Source organism: Streptomyces sp. RB17, assembly GCF_009604455.1.
GTDB lineage: Bacteria > Actinomycetota > Actinomycetes > Streptomycetales > Streptomycetaceae > Streptomyces.
The window spans coordinates 35,505-50,817 of the sequence record NZ_WEGL01000009.1 but is presented as its reverse complement, the minus strand read 5'-3'; the positions used below and the strand labels follow the sequence as shown (position 1 = coordinate 50,817).

The following is a 15,313-nucleotide window of genomic DNA, read 5'->3' as shown; positions in this document are numbered from 1 at the left end:
GGTGGGGACTCCCCTGTCGTACGGCCGGAGAGGAGCGGTGTCTCCGGCCCGCGCAAACCCAAGCGGGTGACTCGTCAGCCTACGCGAGTTCACCACGGGGTCACGTGGCGGACCTCTCACACGCGGGACGGAACCCGTGTGGCGTACACCACATCGTTCGCTCTTGACCACGCCCCGGGGGCCGTTCCGGTTCCGGTGCCCGTCGATAATCGGGTCCGTGACCGATCTTGACACGCGCGTGGCCCCACCCCACGCCCCCCTTCTGCGCCGGGCGGCCCCGGCCCTCCTGGGCTATGCGGCGGTCCGCGCTCTGGGGCTGGTCGTGCTGGCGCTGTGGAGCGCCGCGCGCGGCAAGAGCGCGTACACCGTGCTGACCGCCCGCTGGGACTCGCTGTGGTACACCCGGGTCGCCGAGCTGGGGTACGGCTACGAGGTGCGGCTGCCGAACGGCGACGTGCACTCCAATCTGGCGTTCTTTCCGCTGCTGCCGTGGCTGGAGCGGCTGGGGCACGCGGTCACGCCGCTGTCGTACGCGGACGCCGGTTTCGTCGTCAGCCTGCTCGCCTCGCTCGCGGCGGCCTGCGGGATCTTCGCCGTCGCCGAGCGGGTGTACGGCCCCCGGGTGGGGATCTGCGCCGTCCTGCTGTGGGCGGTACTGCCGGTCGGGATCGTGCAGTCGATGGCGTACAGCGAGTCGTTGTTCACGGCGCTGGCGGCCTGGTCGCTGTACGCGCTGCTGACGGGCCGCTGGATCACCGCGGGCACGCTGGCGGCGCTGGCCGGGCTGACCCGGCCGGTGGGGGCGGCGGTGGTCGCGGCGGTGTGGGTCGCGGGCGTGCTCTCCTTCGTACGGGACCGGAGCGCGATGCGCGCGCCCGGCGCGTACGACGACGATCACACCCCGGCGCGCACACCCGGCGCATCCGATGTCACACGAGCCTCCGCGCGCACACCGGGCGCAGACACTGCTTCGCACCACCCACATGCTCTTGAGCTCCCAGCAGTCACCCGAGCCCCCGCCGCCCCACCCGCCCCCGCATGGCGCCGTGCGCTCGGCATGCTTCTCGCTCCGCTCGGCGCCGCCGGTTATGTGCTCTGGGTCGGCCGGCGCACGGGGAAGGGATTGCTCGGATACCTGGACGTTCAGGCCGGATGGCGCAACGGGTTCGACGGCGGCTATGCGTTCGCGCGCTTCGTGGCCGACAAGTTCACGTCATTTCCGTCCGCGTTCGCCGGCGTCGGACTGATCATCGGGGTGGCCCTGCTGCTCTGGCTGTACGTAACCGGTGTCCGCCGGCGCCAACCGATCGAACTGCTGGTGTACACGGGTGTCGTCCTCGCCCTCGCCCTGTGCGCGTCGAGCTACTTCGGCTCCAAGCCGCGGCTGCTGATGCCCGCCTTCCCCGTGCTGCTGCCGCTCGCCTGCGCCCTCGCCCGGCTGCGCACGTCCCGATCCGTGCTGGTCACGGCCGGGTTGGCGGCCGCCACGGCGGTCTACGGGGCGTTCTGGCTGAACGGATCCGGTCCCCCATGATCGACATCGACGGCCGATGACGCTCCGGAAAATTCCACGCCAGGACCGGGTTAACGCATTCATAAGCGCCATATAAACAACGCCCGGCATGATCAAAGGAATTGAAGGGAACCGCCTCACAGGATTGCGGAATGCCTGGAATTCGGGCCACCCTTGAGAGGTTTCCCACATCACATCGTCATCACAAACCCGCTGTTTCGACCGGGAACACAGCTCACTCGCTGTAACGTCGATTGGGTGCGTACCGAACGAAACCTCACCCGGCGTCTGGACCGGGTGTTCGCCAGACTCGACCGTGAGCCGGAACGACCGGCCCACATCGATGTGCCAAGGATGAGCCGGCACCGGGTCGTTCTGTTCACCGCGACCCTGGCTTTCTACCTGGCGATCGTGTGGGCCGTGGTGATCACGTCCTGGCTGGTCCGGCTCGACTGGCAGGTCATGTTCTTCCGGCCGTACCAGCAGTGGCCGCAGATCCACGCCTTCCTCGACTACTACGTGGTGCTCGGCCAGCGCGGCCCCACCGCGGTGATGGTCGCGGCCTGGCTCGGCTGGCGCTCCTGGCGGCAGCACACCCTCCGCCCGCTGCTCACCCTGGCCGCCTCGCTGCTGCTGCTGAACATCACGGTCGGCGCCGCCAAGTACGGCATGGGGCGCCTCGGTCCGCACTACGCGACCGTGATCGGCTCGAACGAGATGATGCGGGGCGGCGATATATTCCCCAGCGGCCACACCGCCAACGCGGTCGTGACCTGGGGCATCCTGGCCTATCTGGCCTCCACCCCGAGAGCGCGCCGCTGGCTGTCGGCGCTGTCCGCGGTCACCTCGCTCGGCGTTGGCATGACCACCGTCTACCTCGGTACGCACTGGCTGAGCGACGTGCTGCTGGGCTGGGCCGCGGGTCTGCTGATCCTGCTCGCCCTGCCGTGGTTCGAGCCGCTGATCGCCAAGTCCGAGACCGCGCTGTTCGATCTGCGCGACCGCTGGCGCGCCCGCCGCGGCCGTCCCGTGCCCGAACCGGCCGTGCCGGTCACGCCGGTGGTGCTCAGGCCGCTCGGCACACCGGCCGAGCAGCCGGCCCCGGCGCGCGAGCCGGTCGCCTCGACCCGTGCCTCCAGAGGGCTGGCGCATCTGGCGCCGGGACCGCACACCACCCGCTCGGAACGCACCCCGGTCACCCCGGCGGGCAGCCGCCGCCCACCCCAGACCGACCACCGCCCGCGCGGCACGCCCCAGCCGGCCCGGCCACTGACGGGCGGCTGACGCGGAGACCGGTACGCACAACGGCACGCACACGAAGGCCCCGCTTCCCGGAGGAGGGAAACGGGGCCTTCGACGTCGGTGGAACCCAGCGGAGCGCTACCCCTTCCAGGCGCGGGCCACCACGCCCTCCCGCACCTCGAAGTTCAGCCGCCCCACCCGGTACTCCATGGTGATGATCGCGCCCGGCGGCAGCGACCGTACCGTCGACCACCCCCGCTCCCGAGCGAGCCGCTCGGCATGCGCGGCGTCGAGGCCGACGTACCCGTCCGGACTGTCCTGGGGCTCCGCTGGCGGAGTGGGAATCGGTGCCATGCCGCCACGCTACCGCGCAGCACAAGGTAAGAGTCGTATCAGGCTCCCGTCACACTTCTGTCACAGCCGCCCGGCCTCGTTTCCTTCGAACTCAGTCACACGTACGGGCGTTTCCGCAGCGGGCACCGGGGTAATCGAACAGAATTCACCGCGCCCCTGCGCAGCCCGTCGAATTACCCGCGGAAAGCTCCGCCGCCGGGATCCGGAGGCGTCCAGGGGAGTGATTCCGCGCGCAATCCGGCAGCGATGCCCGGGCACCTGACGCCGCATAGGAATTTTCACGGATTCAGCACATCACCGCCGTACGCACCCTGTCGGAGCGGGTGACCCCGCGAGCATCATGGCGCCGGCCCGCGGGTACGCGGGCCGGCGGGCCCGAGCGCGACGATGCGAAGGGGCGAGCGAGCGATGGGGACCGAGACCGTAGGGGCGGCGGCAGGGCCGGTGCGCGGCAGGAACCGGGCCGGCCGGGTGGTGGTCGACTGGCTCACCACCACCGACCACAAGAAGATCGGGCATCTGTACCTGATCACGGCGTTCGGCTTCTTCCTGGCCGGCGGGGTCATGGCGCTGCTGATGCGCGCCGAACTGGCCCGGCCGGGGCTGCAGATCATGAGCAACGAGGAGTACAACCAGCTGTTCACGCTGCACGGCACGATCATGCTGCTGCTCTTCGCGACCCCGAGCTTCGCGGGCTTCGCCAACGAGCTGATGCCGTTGCAGATCGGCGCGCCGGACGTGGCGTTCCCGCGCCTGAACATGCTGTCGTACTGGCTGTTCGCCTTCGGCGGGCTGATCGTGCTCGGCTCGTTGTTCACTCCGGACGGGCCGGCGGCCTTCGGCTGGTTCGCCTACGCGCCCCTCAACAACTCCCTGCACTCACCCGGCGTCGGTCCGGACCTGTGGATCATGGGGCTGGCGCTGTCGGGCTTCGGGACGATCCTCGGCGCGGTCAACTTCATCACCACCATCGTCGGGATGCGCGCGCCGGGCATGACGATGTTCCGGATGCCGATCTTCACCTGGAACACGCTGTTCACGTCGATCCTGATCCTGCTGGCGTTCCCGGTGCTGGCGGCAGCACTGCTGGTGCTGGAGGCGGACCGGCGGTTCGGCTCGCAGGTGTTCGAGGCGGCGAACGGCGGGGCGCTGCTGTGGCAGCACCTGTTCTGGTTCTTCGGGCATCCCGAGGTGTACATCATCGCGCTGCCGTTCTTCGGGATCATCACGGAGATCATCCCGGTGTTCAGCCGTAAGCCGATCTTCGGCTATCTGACGCTGGTCGCCGCGACGACGGCGATCACCGGGCTGTCGGTGGTGGTGTGGGCGCACCACATGTTCGCCACGGGTGCGGTGTTGCTGCCGTTCTTCTCCTTCATGTCGTTCCTGATCGCGGTGCCGACGGGCGTGAAGTTCTTCAACTGGGCCGGCACGATGCTGGGCGGCTCGCTGTCCTTCGAGACACCGATGCTGTGGGCGACGGGCTTCCTGGTGACGTTCCTGTTCGGCGGCCTGACCGGGGTGATCCTGGCGTCCCCGCCGCTGGACTTCCATGTCACGGACTCGTACTTCGTCGTCGCGCACTTCCACTACGTCGTGTTCGGCACGGTCGTCTTCGCGGTGTTCGGCGGCTTCTACTTCTGGTGGCCGAAGTTCACCGGGAAGATGCTGGACGAGCGGCTCGGGAAGATCCAGTTCTGGACCTTGTTCGTCGGCTTCCACACCACGTTCCTGATGCAGCACTGGCTGGGCGCCGAGGGCATGCCCCGTCGGTACGCCGACTATCTGGCGGCCGACGGCTTCACCGCGCTCAACACGGTCTCGTCGATCGGCGCGTTCCTGCTGGGCCTGTCGACGCTGCCGTTCCTCTACAACGTCTGGAAGACCGCCAAGTACGGCGAGAAGGTCGAGACCGACGACCCCTGGGGCTACGGCCGCTCGCTGGAGTGGGCGACCTCCTGCCCGCCGCCCCGGCACAACTTCGTCACGCTGCCCCGGATCCGCTCGGAGTCCCCGGCGTTCGACCTGCATCACCCGGAGTACGCGGCGCAGGAGCAGGAGCCGCGGTCCGTGCCAGAGCCGCGTCGAGCCGGTCCCGGATCCTCCTGATCTCCTCGGTCAGCCCGGCGGGCTCGATCACCTCGAACGGGAAGCCGGTCATCATGATGTGGATGACCATCACCTCGAGGTTCGGCGCTCCGCTGCGCAGGATGCAGGCGTCCTCCCCGTCCGCCTCCAGCGTCCCGGCCGACGGCGAGATCCGCTCCGCGGCCTCGTGCAGCGGCACCAGCAGCCGTACGGCGGAGTGCGTGGCGTACGCGCGCGTGGAGACGCCCTTGGAGACATAGGCGGCCAGATCCTCGGCCGGGGGCTCGCGCGGGGTGAAGCGGGGCCCGTGCGGCGGCCTGGGGGTGATGCGATCGACGCGGAAGGTGCGCCAGTCCGCCCGGTCGGTGTCCCATGCGACCAGGTACCAGCGCCGCTCGGTGCACACCAGCCGGTGCGGCTCGACGGTACGGCGGCTGTCGGCGCCGTCGTGCGTGCGGTACGCGAAGCGCAGCCGTTCGGTGTCCCGGCACAGGTTGGCCAGTTCGGTCAGGAGCGCCGGGTCGACGTCCGCGGCCGGCGGGCCGCCGCGCAGCATCGGCACCGTGAAGGTGTTCAGGGCGCTCACCCGGCGGCGCAGCCGGCCCGGCAGCACCTGTTCGAGCTTGGCGAGGGCGCGTACGGAGGTCTCGCCGATGCCCTCGATGCCCTGCCCGGCGGCGGTGCGCAGGCCGACGGCCACCGCAACGGCCTCGTCGTCGTCCAGCAGCAGCGGCGGGAGTTCGGCGCCCGCGCCCAGCTGGTAGCCGCCGCCGGTACCGGGGCTGGCGTTGACCGGGTAGCCCAGCTCGCGCAGCCGGTCCACGTCCCGGCGGACCGTACGCGTCGTGACGCCGAGCCGGTCGGCGAGTTCGGCGCCGGACCACTCGCGGTGGGCCTGGAGCAGCGAGAGCAGCCGCAGCAGACGTGCCGAGGTCTCCAACATGGGGCCGAGTCTGTCAGGGATGGCGGACAGCCGCTGTCCTCGACGGACAGCGGCTGTTCCTGGTGCGAGTGCTCGGTCGCTCAGAGCGCGAGGCGCTGGCCGGGCACGATCAGGTCGGGGTCGTCGCCGATGACCTTCTTGTTGGCGGCGTAGATCCGCTGCCAGGTGGTCCCGTGCCGCTCGGCGATGGCGCTCAGGGTGTCGCCCTCGCGGACGGTGTAGTCACCCGTGCCGCGGGACTCACTGCGGTTGGTGTGGCCGGCCGGGCGCTCCGGCGTCTTCGCCGGGGCGGACTTCGTCGTCACGCCGCCCTTCGGGGCCGCCGTACCGGAGGAAGTTGTGTGCGCCGCCGCGGGAGCGGCGCCGGAGGCTCCGGCGCGGGCCGAGCAGACCGGCCAGGCGCCCCAGCCCTGGGCCTGCTGGACCTTGGTGGCGACGGCGATCTGGGCGCTCCTGGAGGCCTGGTCGGCCGTCGGGGCGTAGGCGGCGCCGCCGTACGCGCGCCAGGTGCCGGCGGAGAACTGGAGCCCTCCGTAGTAGCCGTTGCCGGTGTTGATGTGCCAGTTGCCGCCGCTCTCGCACTGGGCGATGCGGTCCCACACTCCGTTGTCCGCCGCGGCGGCGTTGCCGGTGGCGGCGAGCAGTCCCAGCGGGGCCAGCAGCACGGCTCCGGCCAGCGCCGCGGTCGTACGGCCCTTGCGGGCGCCCTCGGGACGGGCGGTGTTGCGGGTGGTATCGGCACACTCGGACATGTAATTCCCTCTCCACTAACCCGGGCTCCCCCGGGCGGAGCACGCCTCGCCGCGCAGGACCGCGGTCGCTCGTGCCCGCCCCGTCCGCGTGACCGGTGCCGGCGCTGGTGCTGTGCCGGTGCCGGGCGTCGGACGTACCCGAGCGGTGCTCGTTGCACACGGCGGAGGAATGTAGGGAGGACGAGCGGTCGGAATCAACCAACCTCCTGTCATTCGAGGCCAGTTGCCGGTTACCGCGGGTATCGGCGATTTCCGGCCACCCACTACATGCGATGATTTCCTGATTTATCGACCAACGACTGAAGCGATCTGTGACCCACTTCACCCATCCAAGTTCCTTGACTTGGCGACGAGTTGACCGGGAGTAGCGGATTCCGGACCGTTGGTGACCGTGAGCGCTGGTTGGTTCGAACCGATTGTCCCCGGAGCGTGACCCCTACCACAGGACGTCCGTTGTCTTCTTCATGAGCCCGGAACCCCGGGACTCAGCGGCCGGGAGCCACCCGGCCGACCCCAGCACGCATCCCGAGGGAGCCACCGTGCCGCGCATGCTCGACGTCAGTGACGCCGTACGCGCCGAGATCGGCGATGAAGAAGCCGACCGGCTGCTCGCCGGAGAGAACGCCCCGGGCAGTTACGACTGCACGTCCTGTCGCACCCCGGGCGACTCCGAGCAGGAGCGCACCAGCACCGTTCTGTTCGTCGGCGACGAGACCGCCGTCCTCGCCTTCGCCCACGCCAGCTGCCTGCCCTCGCAGGTCGTCCAGGTCACCGAGGAGCAGCTGCGGGGCGCCGTCCGGTCCATCGGCGGCGTCGCCGCGGGCTCCGCTGCCGCGGGCGAGCCGCACAGGGCCGTGCCCGAGCAGGCGGTGCTCGGCGTGACCAGCGGACTCGTCCTGATCGAGGGCGAGTTGCACCCCGCGCTCGTCGTCGAACCGACCTCGCCGATCGTGCGGCCGGGCTCCACCGGGGCCGGCGACGACTTCCTTCCGCTGCTCATCGAGCAGGGGTTCATGCCGCTGACCGAGCTGGCGTCCGTGCCGCCGGTGCTGCACGGCTGGTCGGTGCTGCTCGCCGTGGGCCAGCTGCACGCGGTGCTGCAGCCGTCGGCGAACGGCGGGCAGCCGGTGGCCTGGTGGCAGGCGCATCAGCCGCTGCAGGTCACGGACAGCTGGCGGGCCGCCGCGAACAAGCACCAGCAGGTGCTTCTGTTCGCGGCGCCGGTGGGGTCCATCGGGCGGCAGCCGCGGGAGGATCTGCTGCGGGAGTCTCTCGACAAGGCGGCGGCGAACGGGAAGCTGGTCGCGGCGGCGCTCCCTCTCGCGGGTACGTGACTCTTTTCGCCCGGTGGGTGGGGAGCTGCGGCGCGTTCGCGCGTGCGCGTGCGCTGTGGCTGCTCGCGCCCACGCGGCGGAGCCGCATATCCACACAGCCCCCGCGTCCCTAAAGGCATGCTGCAGAACCGCATCTCTTCAGGGACGCCGTCGTTTGGACATACGTGCACACATACGACGCTCCCCCTCCTCGCCGGTCCACCTTCGTCTCCGTTCCCTCTGCCCGGTTGGCGCAGGAGGCGGGCGGTGCTGCCTCGGCCACGCCGATCTACGACTCGCTCTACGCGGAGTGGGTCAAGACCTTCCGTACGCTGCCGGGCGACCGGAGCGGGGAGGAGGAGCTGGCGTTCAGCCCCTTCGGGCAGCTTCCGGACCGAACGGGCGGCTACGGGGGCCATCGGGCGGGGTCGTTCAGCAGCTCGTACAGCGCCTACAGCGCGGGCGCGTACAGCGCGCGGCAGCACTCGCAGTGGCAGCGGGTGGGCACGCTGGGGCGGCAGCAGGACTCCGGGATGCAGCACGTTCCGGCGGCGCTGCCTCCGGGGCCGCGCCGGGGCGTGTGACGGGGCGAGTGCCGGGGACACGGCGTGAAGGGCGGCCCCTGGAGGACCAGGGGCCGCCCTTCACGTCGTACCGCCGTTACTTCTTCTTCGCGCCGCGCTTCTCGCGCACCCGCACCGAGATGTGGATCGGGGTGCCGTCGAAGCCGAACTCCTCGCGCAGGCGGCGCTCGATGAAACGCCGGTAGCCGGCCTCGATGAAGCCGGAGGCGAAGAGGACGAAGCGCGGGGGCTTGGTGCCGGCCTGGGTTCCGAACAGGATGCGCGGCTGCTTGCCGCCCCGGATCGGGTGCGGATGGGCCGAGACCAGCTCGCCGAGGAAGGCGTTGAGGCGGCCGGTGGGCACGCGGGTCTCCCAGCCGGCGAGGGCGGTCTCGATCGCCGGGACCAGCTTCTCCATGTGGCGGCCGGTGCGCGCCGAGACGTTCACCCGCGGGGCCCAGGCGACCTGGCCCAGCTCGGTCTCGATCTCCCGCTCCAGGTAGTAGCGGCGCTCCTCGTCGAGGGTGTCCCACTTGTTGTAGGCGATGACCACAGCGCGGCCCGCCTCGACGGCCATGGTGACGATCCGCTGGTCCTGCACGGAGATGTTCTCGGAGGCGTCGATCAGGATGACGGCGACCTCCGCCTTCTCCACCGCGGCGGCGGTGCGCAGGGAGGCGTAGTAGTCGGCGCCCTGCTGGAGGTGGACGCGCTTGCGGATGCCCGCCGTGTCGACGAACTTCCAGGTCACGCCGCCCAGCTCGATCAGCTCGTCGACCGGGTCACGGGTGGTGCCCGCCAGCTCGTTGACGACCGCACGCTCCTCGCCGGCCACCTTGTTCAGCAGGGAGGACTTGCCGACGTTCGGGCGGCCGATGAGCGCGATGCGGCGCGGGCCGCCGATGCCGGCTCCGCCGAAGGTCTCGCGCGGCGCGTCCGGCAGCACCTCCAGGACGGCGTCCAGCATGTCGCCGGTGCCGCGGCCGTGCAGTGCCGAGACGGGGTGCGGCTCGCCGAGGCCGAGGCTCCACAGGTAGGCCGCGTCGGCCTCGCCGCTCGGGCCGTCGACCTTGTTGGCGCACAGCACAACCGGCTTGCCGGCCTTGCGCAGCAGCCGTACGACCGCCTCGTCGGTGTCGGTCGCGCCGACCTTGGCGTCCACGACGAAGACCACCGCGTCGGCCGCCTCGATCGCGTACTCGGCCTGGGCGGCCACGGAGGCGTCGATGCCGAGGACGTCCTGCTCCCAGCCGCCGGTGTCGACGACCTTGAAGCGGCGGCCGGCCCACTCGGCCTCGTAGGTGACGCGGTCGCGGGTGACACCGGGCTTGTCCTCGACGACCGCCTCGCGGCGGCCGATGATCCGGTTGACCAGGGTCGACTTGCCGACATTGGGGCGGCCGACGACGGCGAGCACGGGCAGCGGACCGTGGCCCGCCGCCTCGATGGCGCCCTCGACGTCCTCGATGTCGAAGCCCTCTTCCGCGGCGAGCTCCATGAACTCCGCGTACTCGGCGTCGCCGAGAGCCCCGTGGTCGTACTCGTGCTCAGCCGAGTCGCCGGGCTGGATGTCGTCGTTCATGAAGTCCGTACCTCGTCGTTCATTCGTGGTGATCGGTGGAAAAGCCCCGCACGGGCTGATCCACTACTCAAGTGTCGCCTAGCGCCCGGTCAGGCGCCTGGCGTTTTCCAGGTGGCTGGTGAGCTGCTTCTGGATGCGCTCGGTCGCCTCGTCCAGCGCCCTGCGCGTGCGCCGCCCGCTGCCGTCGCCCGCGTCGAAGGGGTCGCCGAAGACGACGTCGACGCGGGAGCGCAGCGGGGGCAGTGCCTTTATCAACCGTCCCGGCCTCTCCGCGCTTCCCAGTACGGCGATGGGCACGATCGGCGCCCCGCTGCGTACGGCGAAGTAGGCGAGCCCGGCGCGCAGCGAGGCGAAGTCTCCCTCGCCCCGGGTGCCCTCCGGGAAGATGCCCAGCACTCCCCCGGCCTCCAGCACGCCGAGGGCCCGGGTGATCGCGGTGCGGTCGGCGGTGGCGCGGTCCACCTTCAGCTGGCCGATGCCGGTCAGGAAGGGGTCCAGCGGGCCGATGAAGGCTTCCTTCTTGATCAGGAAGTGCGTCGGCCGGGGTGCCACGCCCATGACCATCGGACCGTCGATGTTGTGGGAGTGGTTCACGGCGAAGATCACCGGGCCACTGGCCGGCACCTTCCAGGCACCGAGCACGCGCGGCCTGAACAGCCCGTGCATCAGGCCGACGCCGATGCGCCGGCCGACCTCGGCCCCCCTCCGGGAGGGAACGGACTGGGTCACTTCCCGGCCCGCTTCTCCTCGACCAGGGTGACGACGCACTCGATGACCTGGGCGAGGGTGAGCTCGGTGGTGTCCACCTCGACCGCGTCGCCGGCCTTGGCGAGGGGCGAGGTCTTGCGGGAGGAGTCCGCCGCGTCCCGCTTGATCAGGGCCTCGCGGGTGGCGTGGACGTCGGCGCCCTTCAGCTCGCCGCTGCGGCGGGCCGCGCGGGCCTCAGGGGAGGCGGTGAGGAAGATCTTCAGGTCGGCGTCCGGGAGGACGGTCGTACCGATGTCGCGGCCCTCGACCACGATGCCGTGCTCGGCGCCGGCCGCCAGGGAGCGCTGCAGCTCGGTGATCCGGGTGCGCACCTCGGGCACCGCGCTGACCGCGCTGACCTTGGAGGTGACCTCCTGGGTGCGGATCGGGCCGGCCACGTCGGTGCCGTCGACCATGATGGTCGGGGCGGCCGGGTCGGTGCCGGAGACGATCTCCGGCTTGCCCGCGACGGCGGCGATGGCGGTCGGGTCCTCCAGGTCGATGCCGTTGTTCACCATCCACCAGGTGATCGCCCGGTACTGGGCGCCGGTGTCCAGGTAGCTCAGGCCGAGCTGCGCGGCGACGGCCTTCGACGTGCTCGACTTGCCCGTGCCGGAGGGGCCGTCGATCGCGACGATCACGGACTTGGCGGTCGGGGCGGCGCCGTTTTCCACGGAGGGACACCTTCCTGGTGCGGTGTGGGCGGGTGCGGGGGCAGGAGCGCCCTGCACAAGGTTACTGGGTGCGGGTCACTCGTCCGGACGCCTGTGCATCGCCCTACTGCCGCAGTGCCCAGCCCCGCTCCCGCAGCGCCTCCTTCAGCACCGCCGCCGCCTTCGGCTCGACCATGAGCTGGACGAGACCGGCCTGCTGCCCCGTCGCATGCTCGATCCGTACGTCCTCGATGTTGACGCCGGCCCGTTCCGCGTCGGCGAAGATGCGGGCCAGTTGCCCCGGCTGGTCGTCGATCAGCACCGCCACGACCTCGTAGACCCGCGGGGCGGAGCCGTGCTTGCCGGGTACCCGCACCTGGCCGGCGTTCCCGCGGCGCAGCACGTCCTCGATGCCGGCGCTGCCCTCGCGCCGCTTGGCCTCGTCGGAGGACTGCAGGGCGCGCAGGGCCTCGACGGTCTCGCCCAGGTCGGCGGCGACGTCGGAGAGGAGGTCGGCGACCGGTCCCGGGTTCGCGGAGAGGATGTCGATCCACATGCGCGGGTCGGAGGCGGCGATCCGGGTCACGTCCCGGATGCCCTGCCCGCACAGCCGTACTGCGGCCTCCTCGGCGTGCTCCAGGCGCGCGGCGACCATGCTGGACACCAGGTGCGGCATGTGGGAGACGAGCGCGACCGCGCGGTCGTGGGCGTCGGCGTCCATGACGACCGGTACCGCCCGGCAGTGCGAGACCAGCTCCAGGGCGAGGTTCAGCACCTCGGTGTCGGTGTCCCGGGTGGGGGTGAGCACCCAGGGGCGGCCCTCGAAGAGGTCGGCGGTCGCGGCCAGCGGGCCGGACTTCTCCCGGCCGGACATGGGGTGGGTGCCGATGTACGACGACAGGTCCAGGCCGAGCGCCTGAAGCTCGCGGCGCGGGCCGCCCTTGACGCTGGCCACGTCGACGTAGCCGCGGGCCACGCCCCGGCGCATGGCGTCCGCGAGGACGCCGGCCACATGGGCGGGCGGGGCGGCCACGATCGCCAGGTCGACCGGGGCCTCGGGGGCCTCGTCGGTGCCGGCGCCGAGCGCGGCGGCCGTGCGGGCCTGCTCGGGGTCGTGGTCGGCGAGGTGGACGGTGACGCCGCGCTGGACCAGGGCCAGGGCGGCGGAGGTGCCGATGAGGCCGGTGCCGATGACGAGTGCGGTTCTCACTGGGCGATGTCTTTGCGCAGTGCGGCCGCGGCGCCGAGGTAGACGTGGTTGATGTCGGCGCGGGGCCGGTCCGACTCGATGTGGGCGAGCAGCCGTACGACCCGGGGCATGGCGCCCTGGATGTCCAGTTCCTGGGCGCAGATCAGGGGTACATCGCCGATGTCGATGCCGAGCTTGCGGGCGGCGGCGGCCGGGAAGTCGCTGTGCAGGTCCGGCGTGGCCGTGAACCAGATGCTGATCAGGTCGTCGGCGGTCAGCCCGTTCCGCTCAAGGACGGCGGTGAGCAGGGCTCCGACCTGCTCGTCCATGTGCCCGGCTTCGTCCCGCTCGAGTTGGACGGCCCCCCGGACCGCTCGTACCGCCACGGCGCTGCTCCCTGCTGACGTGCGGATCTTTTCTTGGTCCGTCCAGCGTAGTCAGCCCGCGCGGACGGGGCGCACGGCGCCCGATCGCTGAGACGATGCGGAGAATCCGGTATTCACCGATTTCGATGTGTTGGATGTGTTGTATGGAGGCCGGCATGACGGAGGGCGCGACGCGGCGCACGGTTCTGGCGACGGGCGCGGCGGCGATCGTCGCACCCGTCGCGGCATGCGGCGGCAACGCCGGCGGGTCCAGTGCCGGGGATCTGGGCAGCACCAAGGACATCCCGGAGGGCGGCGGCAAGGTCTTCAAGGACAAGAAGGTCGTCGTCACCCAGCCGACGAAGGGCGACTTCAAGGCCTTCTCGGCGATCTGCACGCACCTGGGCTGCACGGTGAACAAAGTCGCGGACGGCACGATCGACTGTCCGTGTCACGGCAGCAAGTTCCACATCGCCGACGGCTCGGTGGCGCACGGGCCTGCGAAAAGGCCGCTTCCGGCAAAGTCGATCAAGGTGCAGGGAAATTCGATCAAACTGACGTGAGGAGTCGTCGTACGCTCCGGGCATGCAGCCCGAGACCCTGGTACGCGACCACACCGTCTACGCCTGTGTCATGGGTTCCCGGGCCTTCGGTCTGGCCACGGACACGAGCGACACCGACCGGCGGGGCGTGTTCCTCGCCCCCACCCCCCTGTTCTGGCGGTTCGAGAAGCCGCCCACGCATGTGGAGGGGCCGGGCGAGGAGCAGTTCTCCTGGGAGCTGGAGCGGTTCTGCGAGCTGGCGCTGCGCGGCAACCCCAACATCCTGGAGTGTCTGCACTCGCCGCTGGTGGAGCGGGTGGACGACACCGGCCGGGAGCTGCTCTCCCTGCGCGAGGCCTTCCTCTCCCGCCGGGCCTACGACACCTTCACCCGCTATGCCCTCGGCCAGCGCAAGAAGCTCGACGCCGACGTCCGCACGCAGGGCGCCCCGCGCTGGAAGCACGCCATGCATCTGCTGCGCCTGCTGATGAGCGCCCGCGACCTGCTGCGCACCGGCGAGCTGCGCATCGACGTCGGCGACCAGCGGAAGCCGCTGCTCGCGGTGAAGCGGGGCGAGGTCTCCTGGGCCGAGGTCGAGAGGTGGATGGCCCGGCTGGGCGCGGAGACGGACCAGGCCGTGCAGCGCAGCCCGCTCCCGCCCGAGCCGGACCACGCGCGCGTGGCCGACTTCCTGTTCCGGGTGCGCCGCGCCTCAGCCCTGCAGGCGGACGCGGACCACGAAGTCGTGCAGGCCGTCGTACGCACCGGGCACGTCCGGCAGGGCTGAGGCGGCCTGTGCCTCGTCGAGCACGGCGTGCAGCCGCTCCACGTCGGTCTCCACGCGCGCGTGCTCGACGCCGGCCGCCCCGTGCTCCCGCTCGCCCTTGGCGGCTATCAGCTCCGGCACGTACCCGGGAGCGTCCACCAGGTCCAGCAGCGTGGGCAGGTGGGCCTGGACCTCGCCGCTGCGCATGAGGTGAATACCGGTGAGCAGCACCCGGAACGTGTAGAGCAGCGGCTTGAGTTCGCCGGTCTTCTCGAACAGTCGCCACTGGGTCACCGCGAATCCCCGGTAGTGGTGGGCGTGGTGGCTGGTGAGGACGCCGGGGGCGAGGGCGGCCAGCTCCCGGTGCGGGTCCCCGGTGTGCACGACCAGCGGCGAGAGCAGCTGCTCCAGCACATAGCCGTTGCGGCGCAGCATCAGCCGTACGAACTTGCGCAGATCGTGCGTGACGAGGTCCAGTTCGACGCCGTAGCGCACCCAGGTCCGGGAGCGGGTCTCCTCCGGCTCGCGCAGCCCGACGAGGTCGGCCGCCGGGAGCAGATGGACGCCTCGCAGGTCCACGTCCGAGTCCTGCGAGGGGAAGCCGTACAGATGGGCTCCGGAGACGGTCGCGAACAGCAGGGGGTCGGGCTGTTCCGCGACCACCGGCTTCAGGTCGATGTCGAGGTCGTCGATCATGGGCC

At 70.9% G+C, this 15,313-nt stretch carries 15 protein-coding genes and 1 pseudogene; 7 read left to right on the top strand and 9 right to left on the bottom strand.

All coding sequences use genetic code 11. The features are described from left to right. The first annotated feature begins 217 nt into the window (after positions 1-217). The gene (locus SRB17_RS34040; RefSeq protein ID WP_323376649.1) at positions 218-1,534 is read left to right on the top strand and encodes a glycosyltransferase family 39 protein; all 1,317 of its coding nucleotides are present in this window, start codon (positions 218-220) and stop codon (positions 1,532-1,534) included. Positions 1,535-1,771: 237 nt separating this feature from the next. Then, complete coding sequence (locus tag SRB17_RS34035; RefSeq protein ID WP_323376648.1) at positions 1,772-2,797, top strand: phosphatase PAP2 family protein; 1,026 nt, start codon at positions 1,772-1,774, stop codon at positions 2,795-2,797. 96 nt (positions 2,798-2,893) lie between these two features. On the opposite strand, the gene SRB17_RS34030 is transcribed toward SRB17_RS34035, so the two are convergent. Further along, positions 2,894-3,109 (bottom strand): I78 family peptidase inhibitor, encoded by a 216-nt coding sequence (locus tag SRB17_RS34030; RefSeq protein ID WP_153544274.1) that lies wholly within the window; start codon positions 3,107-3,109, stop codon positions 2,894-2,896. Positions 3,110-3,517: 408 nt separating this feature from the next. Between SRB17_RS34030 and ctaD the strand changes: the two are divergent. Further along, positions 3,518-5,203: pseudogene (ctaD, locus tag SRB17_RS34025) on the top strand (cytochrome c oxidase subunit I); the annotation flags it as partial. On the opposite strand, the gene SRB17_RS34020 reads toward ctaD, so the two are convergent. Continuing rightward, complete coding sequence (locus tag SRB17_RS34020; protein WP_153544272.1) at positions 5,094-6,140, bottom strand: helix-turn-helix transcriptional regulator; 1,047 nt, start codon at positions 6,138-6,140, stop codon at positions 5,094-5,096. The pseudogene ctaD and the gene SRB17_RS34020 sit on opposite strands and share 110 nt — an antisense overlap. A gap of 80 nt (positions 6,141-6,220) precedes the next feature. Beyond that, positions 6,221-6,892 (bottom strand): transglycosylase family protein, encoded by a 672-nt coding sequence (locus SRB17_RS34015; RefSeq protein ID WP_153544270.1) that lies wholly within the window; start codon positions 6,890-6,892, stop codon positions 6,221-6,223. A 539-nt stretch (positions 6,893-7,431) separates the two neighbouring features. On the opposite strand from SRB17_RS34015, the gene SRB17_RS34010 reads away from it, so the two are divergent. Both SRB17_RS34010 and SRB17_RS34005 read left to right on the top strand, forming a co-directional pair. Further along, positions 7,432-8,226 carry a hypothetical protein gene (locus tag SRB17_RS34010; RefSeq protein WP_323376647.1) on the top strand — a complete coding sequence of 265 codons (795 nt, stop codon included), beginning with the start codon at positions 7,432-7,434 and terminating at the stop codon, positions 8,224-8,226. 164 nt (positions 8,227-8,390) lie between these two features. Then, positions 8,391-8,789 carry a hypothetical protein gene (locus SRB17_RS34005; RefSeq protein ID WP_323376646.1) on the top strand — a complete coding sequence of 133 codons (399 nt, stop codon included), beginning with the start codon at positions 8,391-8,393 and terminating at the stop codon, positions 8,787-8,789. A 76-nt stretch (positions 8,790-8,865) separates the two neighbouring features. On the opposite strand, the gene der is transcribed toward SRB17_RS34005, so the two are convergent. The 5 genes from der to aroH all read right to left on the bottom strand — a co-directional run bounded on the left by der (position 8,866) and on the right by aroH (position 13,325). Beyond that, complete coding sequence (gene der, locus SRB17_RS34000; RefSeq protein ID WP_153544264.1) at positions 8,866-10,350, bottom strand: ribosome biogenesis GTPase Der; 1,485 nt, start codon at positions 10,348-10,350, stop codon at positions 8,866-8,868. A 78-nt stretch (positions 10,351-10,428) separates the two neighbouring features. Further along, positions 10,429-11,016, bottom strand: coding sequence for a lysophospholipid acyltransferase family protein (locus SRB17_RS33995; protein ID WP_153544872.1), 588 nt, complete (start codon positions 11,014-11,016; stop codon positions 10,429-10,431). A gap of 59 nt (positions 11,017-11,075) precedes the next feature. Continuing rightward, positions 11,076-11,771, bottom strand: coding sequence for a (d)CMP kinase (gene cmk / locus SRB17_RS33990; protein ID WP_323376645.1), 696 nt, complete (start codon positions 11,769-11,771; stop codon positions 11,076-11,078). A 103-nt stretch (positions 11,772-11,874) separates the two neighbouring features. Beyond that, positions 11,875-12,960, bottom strand: a complete 1,086-nt coding sequence (locus SRB17_RS33985; protein WP_323376644.1) for a prephenate dehydrogenase — start codon at positions 12,958-12,960, stop codon at positions 11,875-11,877. Further along, positions 12,957-13,325: a chorismate mutase gene (gene aroH / locus SRB17_RS33980; protein ID WP_323376643.1), complete on the bottom strand. Its 369-nt coding sequence runs from the start codon at positions 13,323-13,325 to the stop codon at positions 12,957-12,959. The genes SRB17_RS33985 and aroH overlap by 4 nt, the downstream gene beginning before the upstream one ends. A gap of 155 nt (positions 13,326-13,480) precedes the next feature. On the opposite strand from aroH, the gene SRB17_RS33975 reads away from it, so the two are divergent. After that, positions 13,481-13,867, top strand: coding sequence for a Rieske (2Fe-2S) protein (locus tag SRB17_RS33975; protein ID WP_153544262.1), 387 nt, complete (start codon positions 13,481-13,483; stop codon positions 13,865-13,867). Positions 13,868-13,889: 22 nt separating this feature from the next. Beyond that, positions 13,890-14,633, top strand: a complete 744-nt coding sequence (locus SRB17_RS33970) for a DNA polymerase beta superfamily protein (protein WP_153544260.1) — start codon at positions 13,890-13,892, stop codon at positions 14,631-14,633. Here SRB17_RS33970 and SRB17_RS33965 read toward each other — a convergent pair. Continuing rightward, a complete protein-coding gene (locus SRB17_RS33965) occupies positions 14,559-15,308 on the bottom strand; it encodes a DNA polymerase beta superfamily protein (RefSeq protein ID WP_153544258.1) in 750 nt (249 codons plus the stop codon). The genes SRB17_RS33970 and SRB17_RS33965 overlap by 75 nt on opposite strands. Between the last annotated feature and the right edge of the window lie 5 nt (positions 15,309-15,313).

Coding starts and splice junctions, on each gene's coding strand:
- SRB17_RS34020 (WP_153544272.1), bottom strand. CDS start 6,140: ATGTTGGAGACCTCGGCACGTCTGCTGCGGCTGCTCTCGCTGCTCCAG.
- SRB17_RS34015 (WP_153544270.1), bottom strand. CDS start 6,892: ATGTCCGAGTGTGCCGATACCACCCGCAACACCGCCCGTCCCGAGGGC.
- SRB17_RS34030 (WP_153544274.1), bottom strand. CDS start 3,109: ATGGCACCGATTCCCACTCCGCCAGCGGAGCCCCAGGACAGTCCGGAC.
- SRB17_RS33965 (WP_153544258.1), bottom strand. CDS start 15,308: ATGATCGACGACCTCGACATCGACCTGAAGCCGGTGGTCGCGGAACAG.
- SRB17_RS33970 (WP_153544260.1), top strand. CDS start 13,890: ATGCAGCCCGAGACCCTGGTACGCGACCACACCGTCTACGCCTGTGTC.
- der (WP_153544264.1), bottom strand. CDS start 10,350: ATGAACGACGACATCCAGCCCGGCGACTCGGCTGAGCACGAGTACGAC.
- SRB17_RS33975 (WP_153544262.1), top strand. CDS start 13,481: ATGACGGAGGGCGCGACGCGGCGCACGGTTCTGGCGACGGGCGCGGCG.
- SRB17_RS33995 (WP_153544872.1), bottom strand. CDS start 11,016: ATGCACGGGCTGTTCAGGCCGCGCGTGCTCGGTGCCTGGAAGGTGCCG.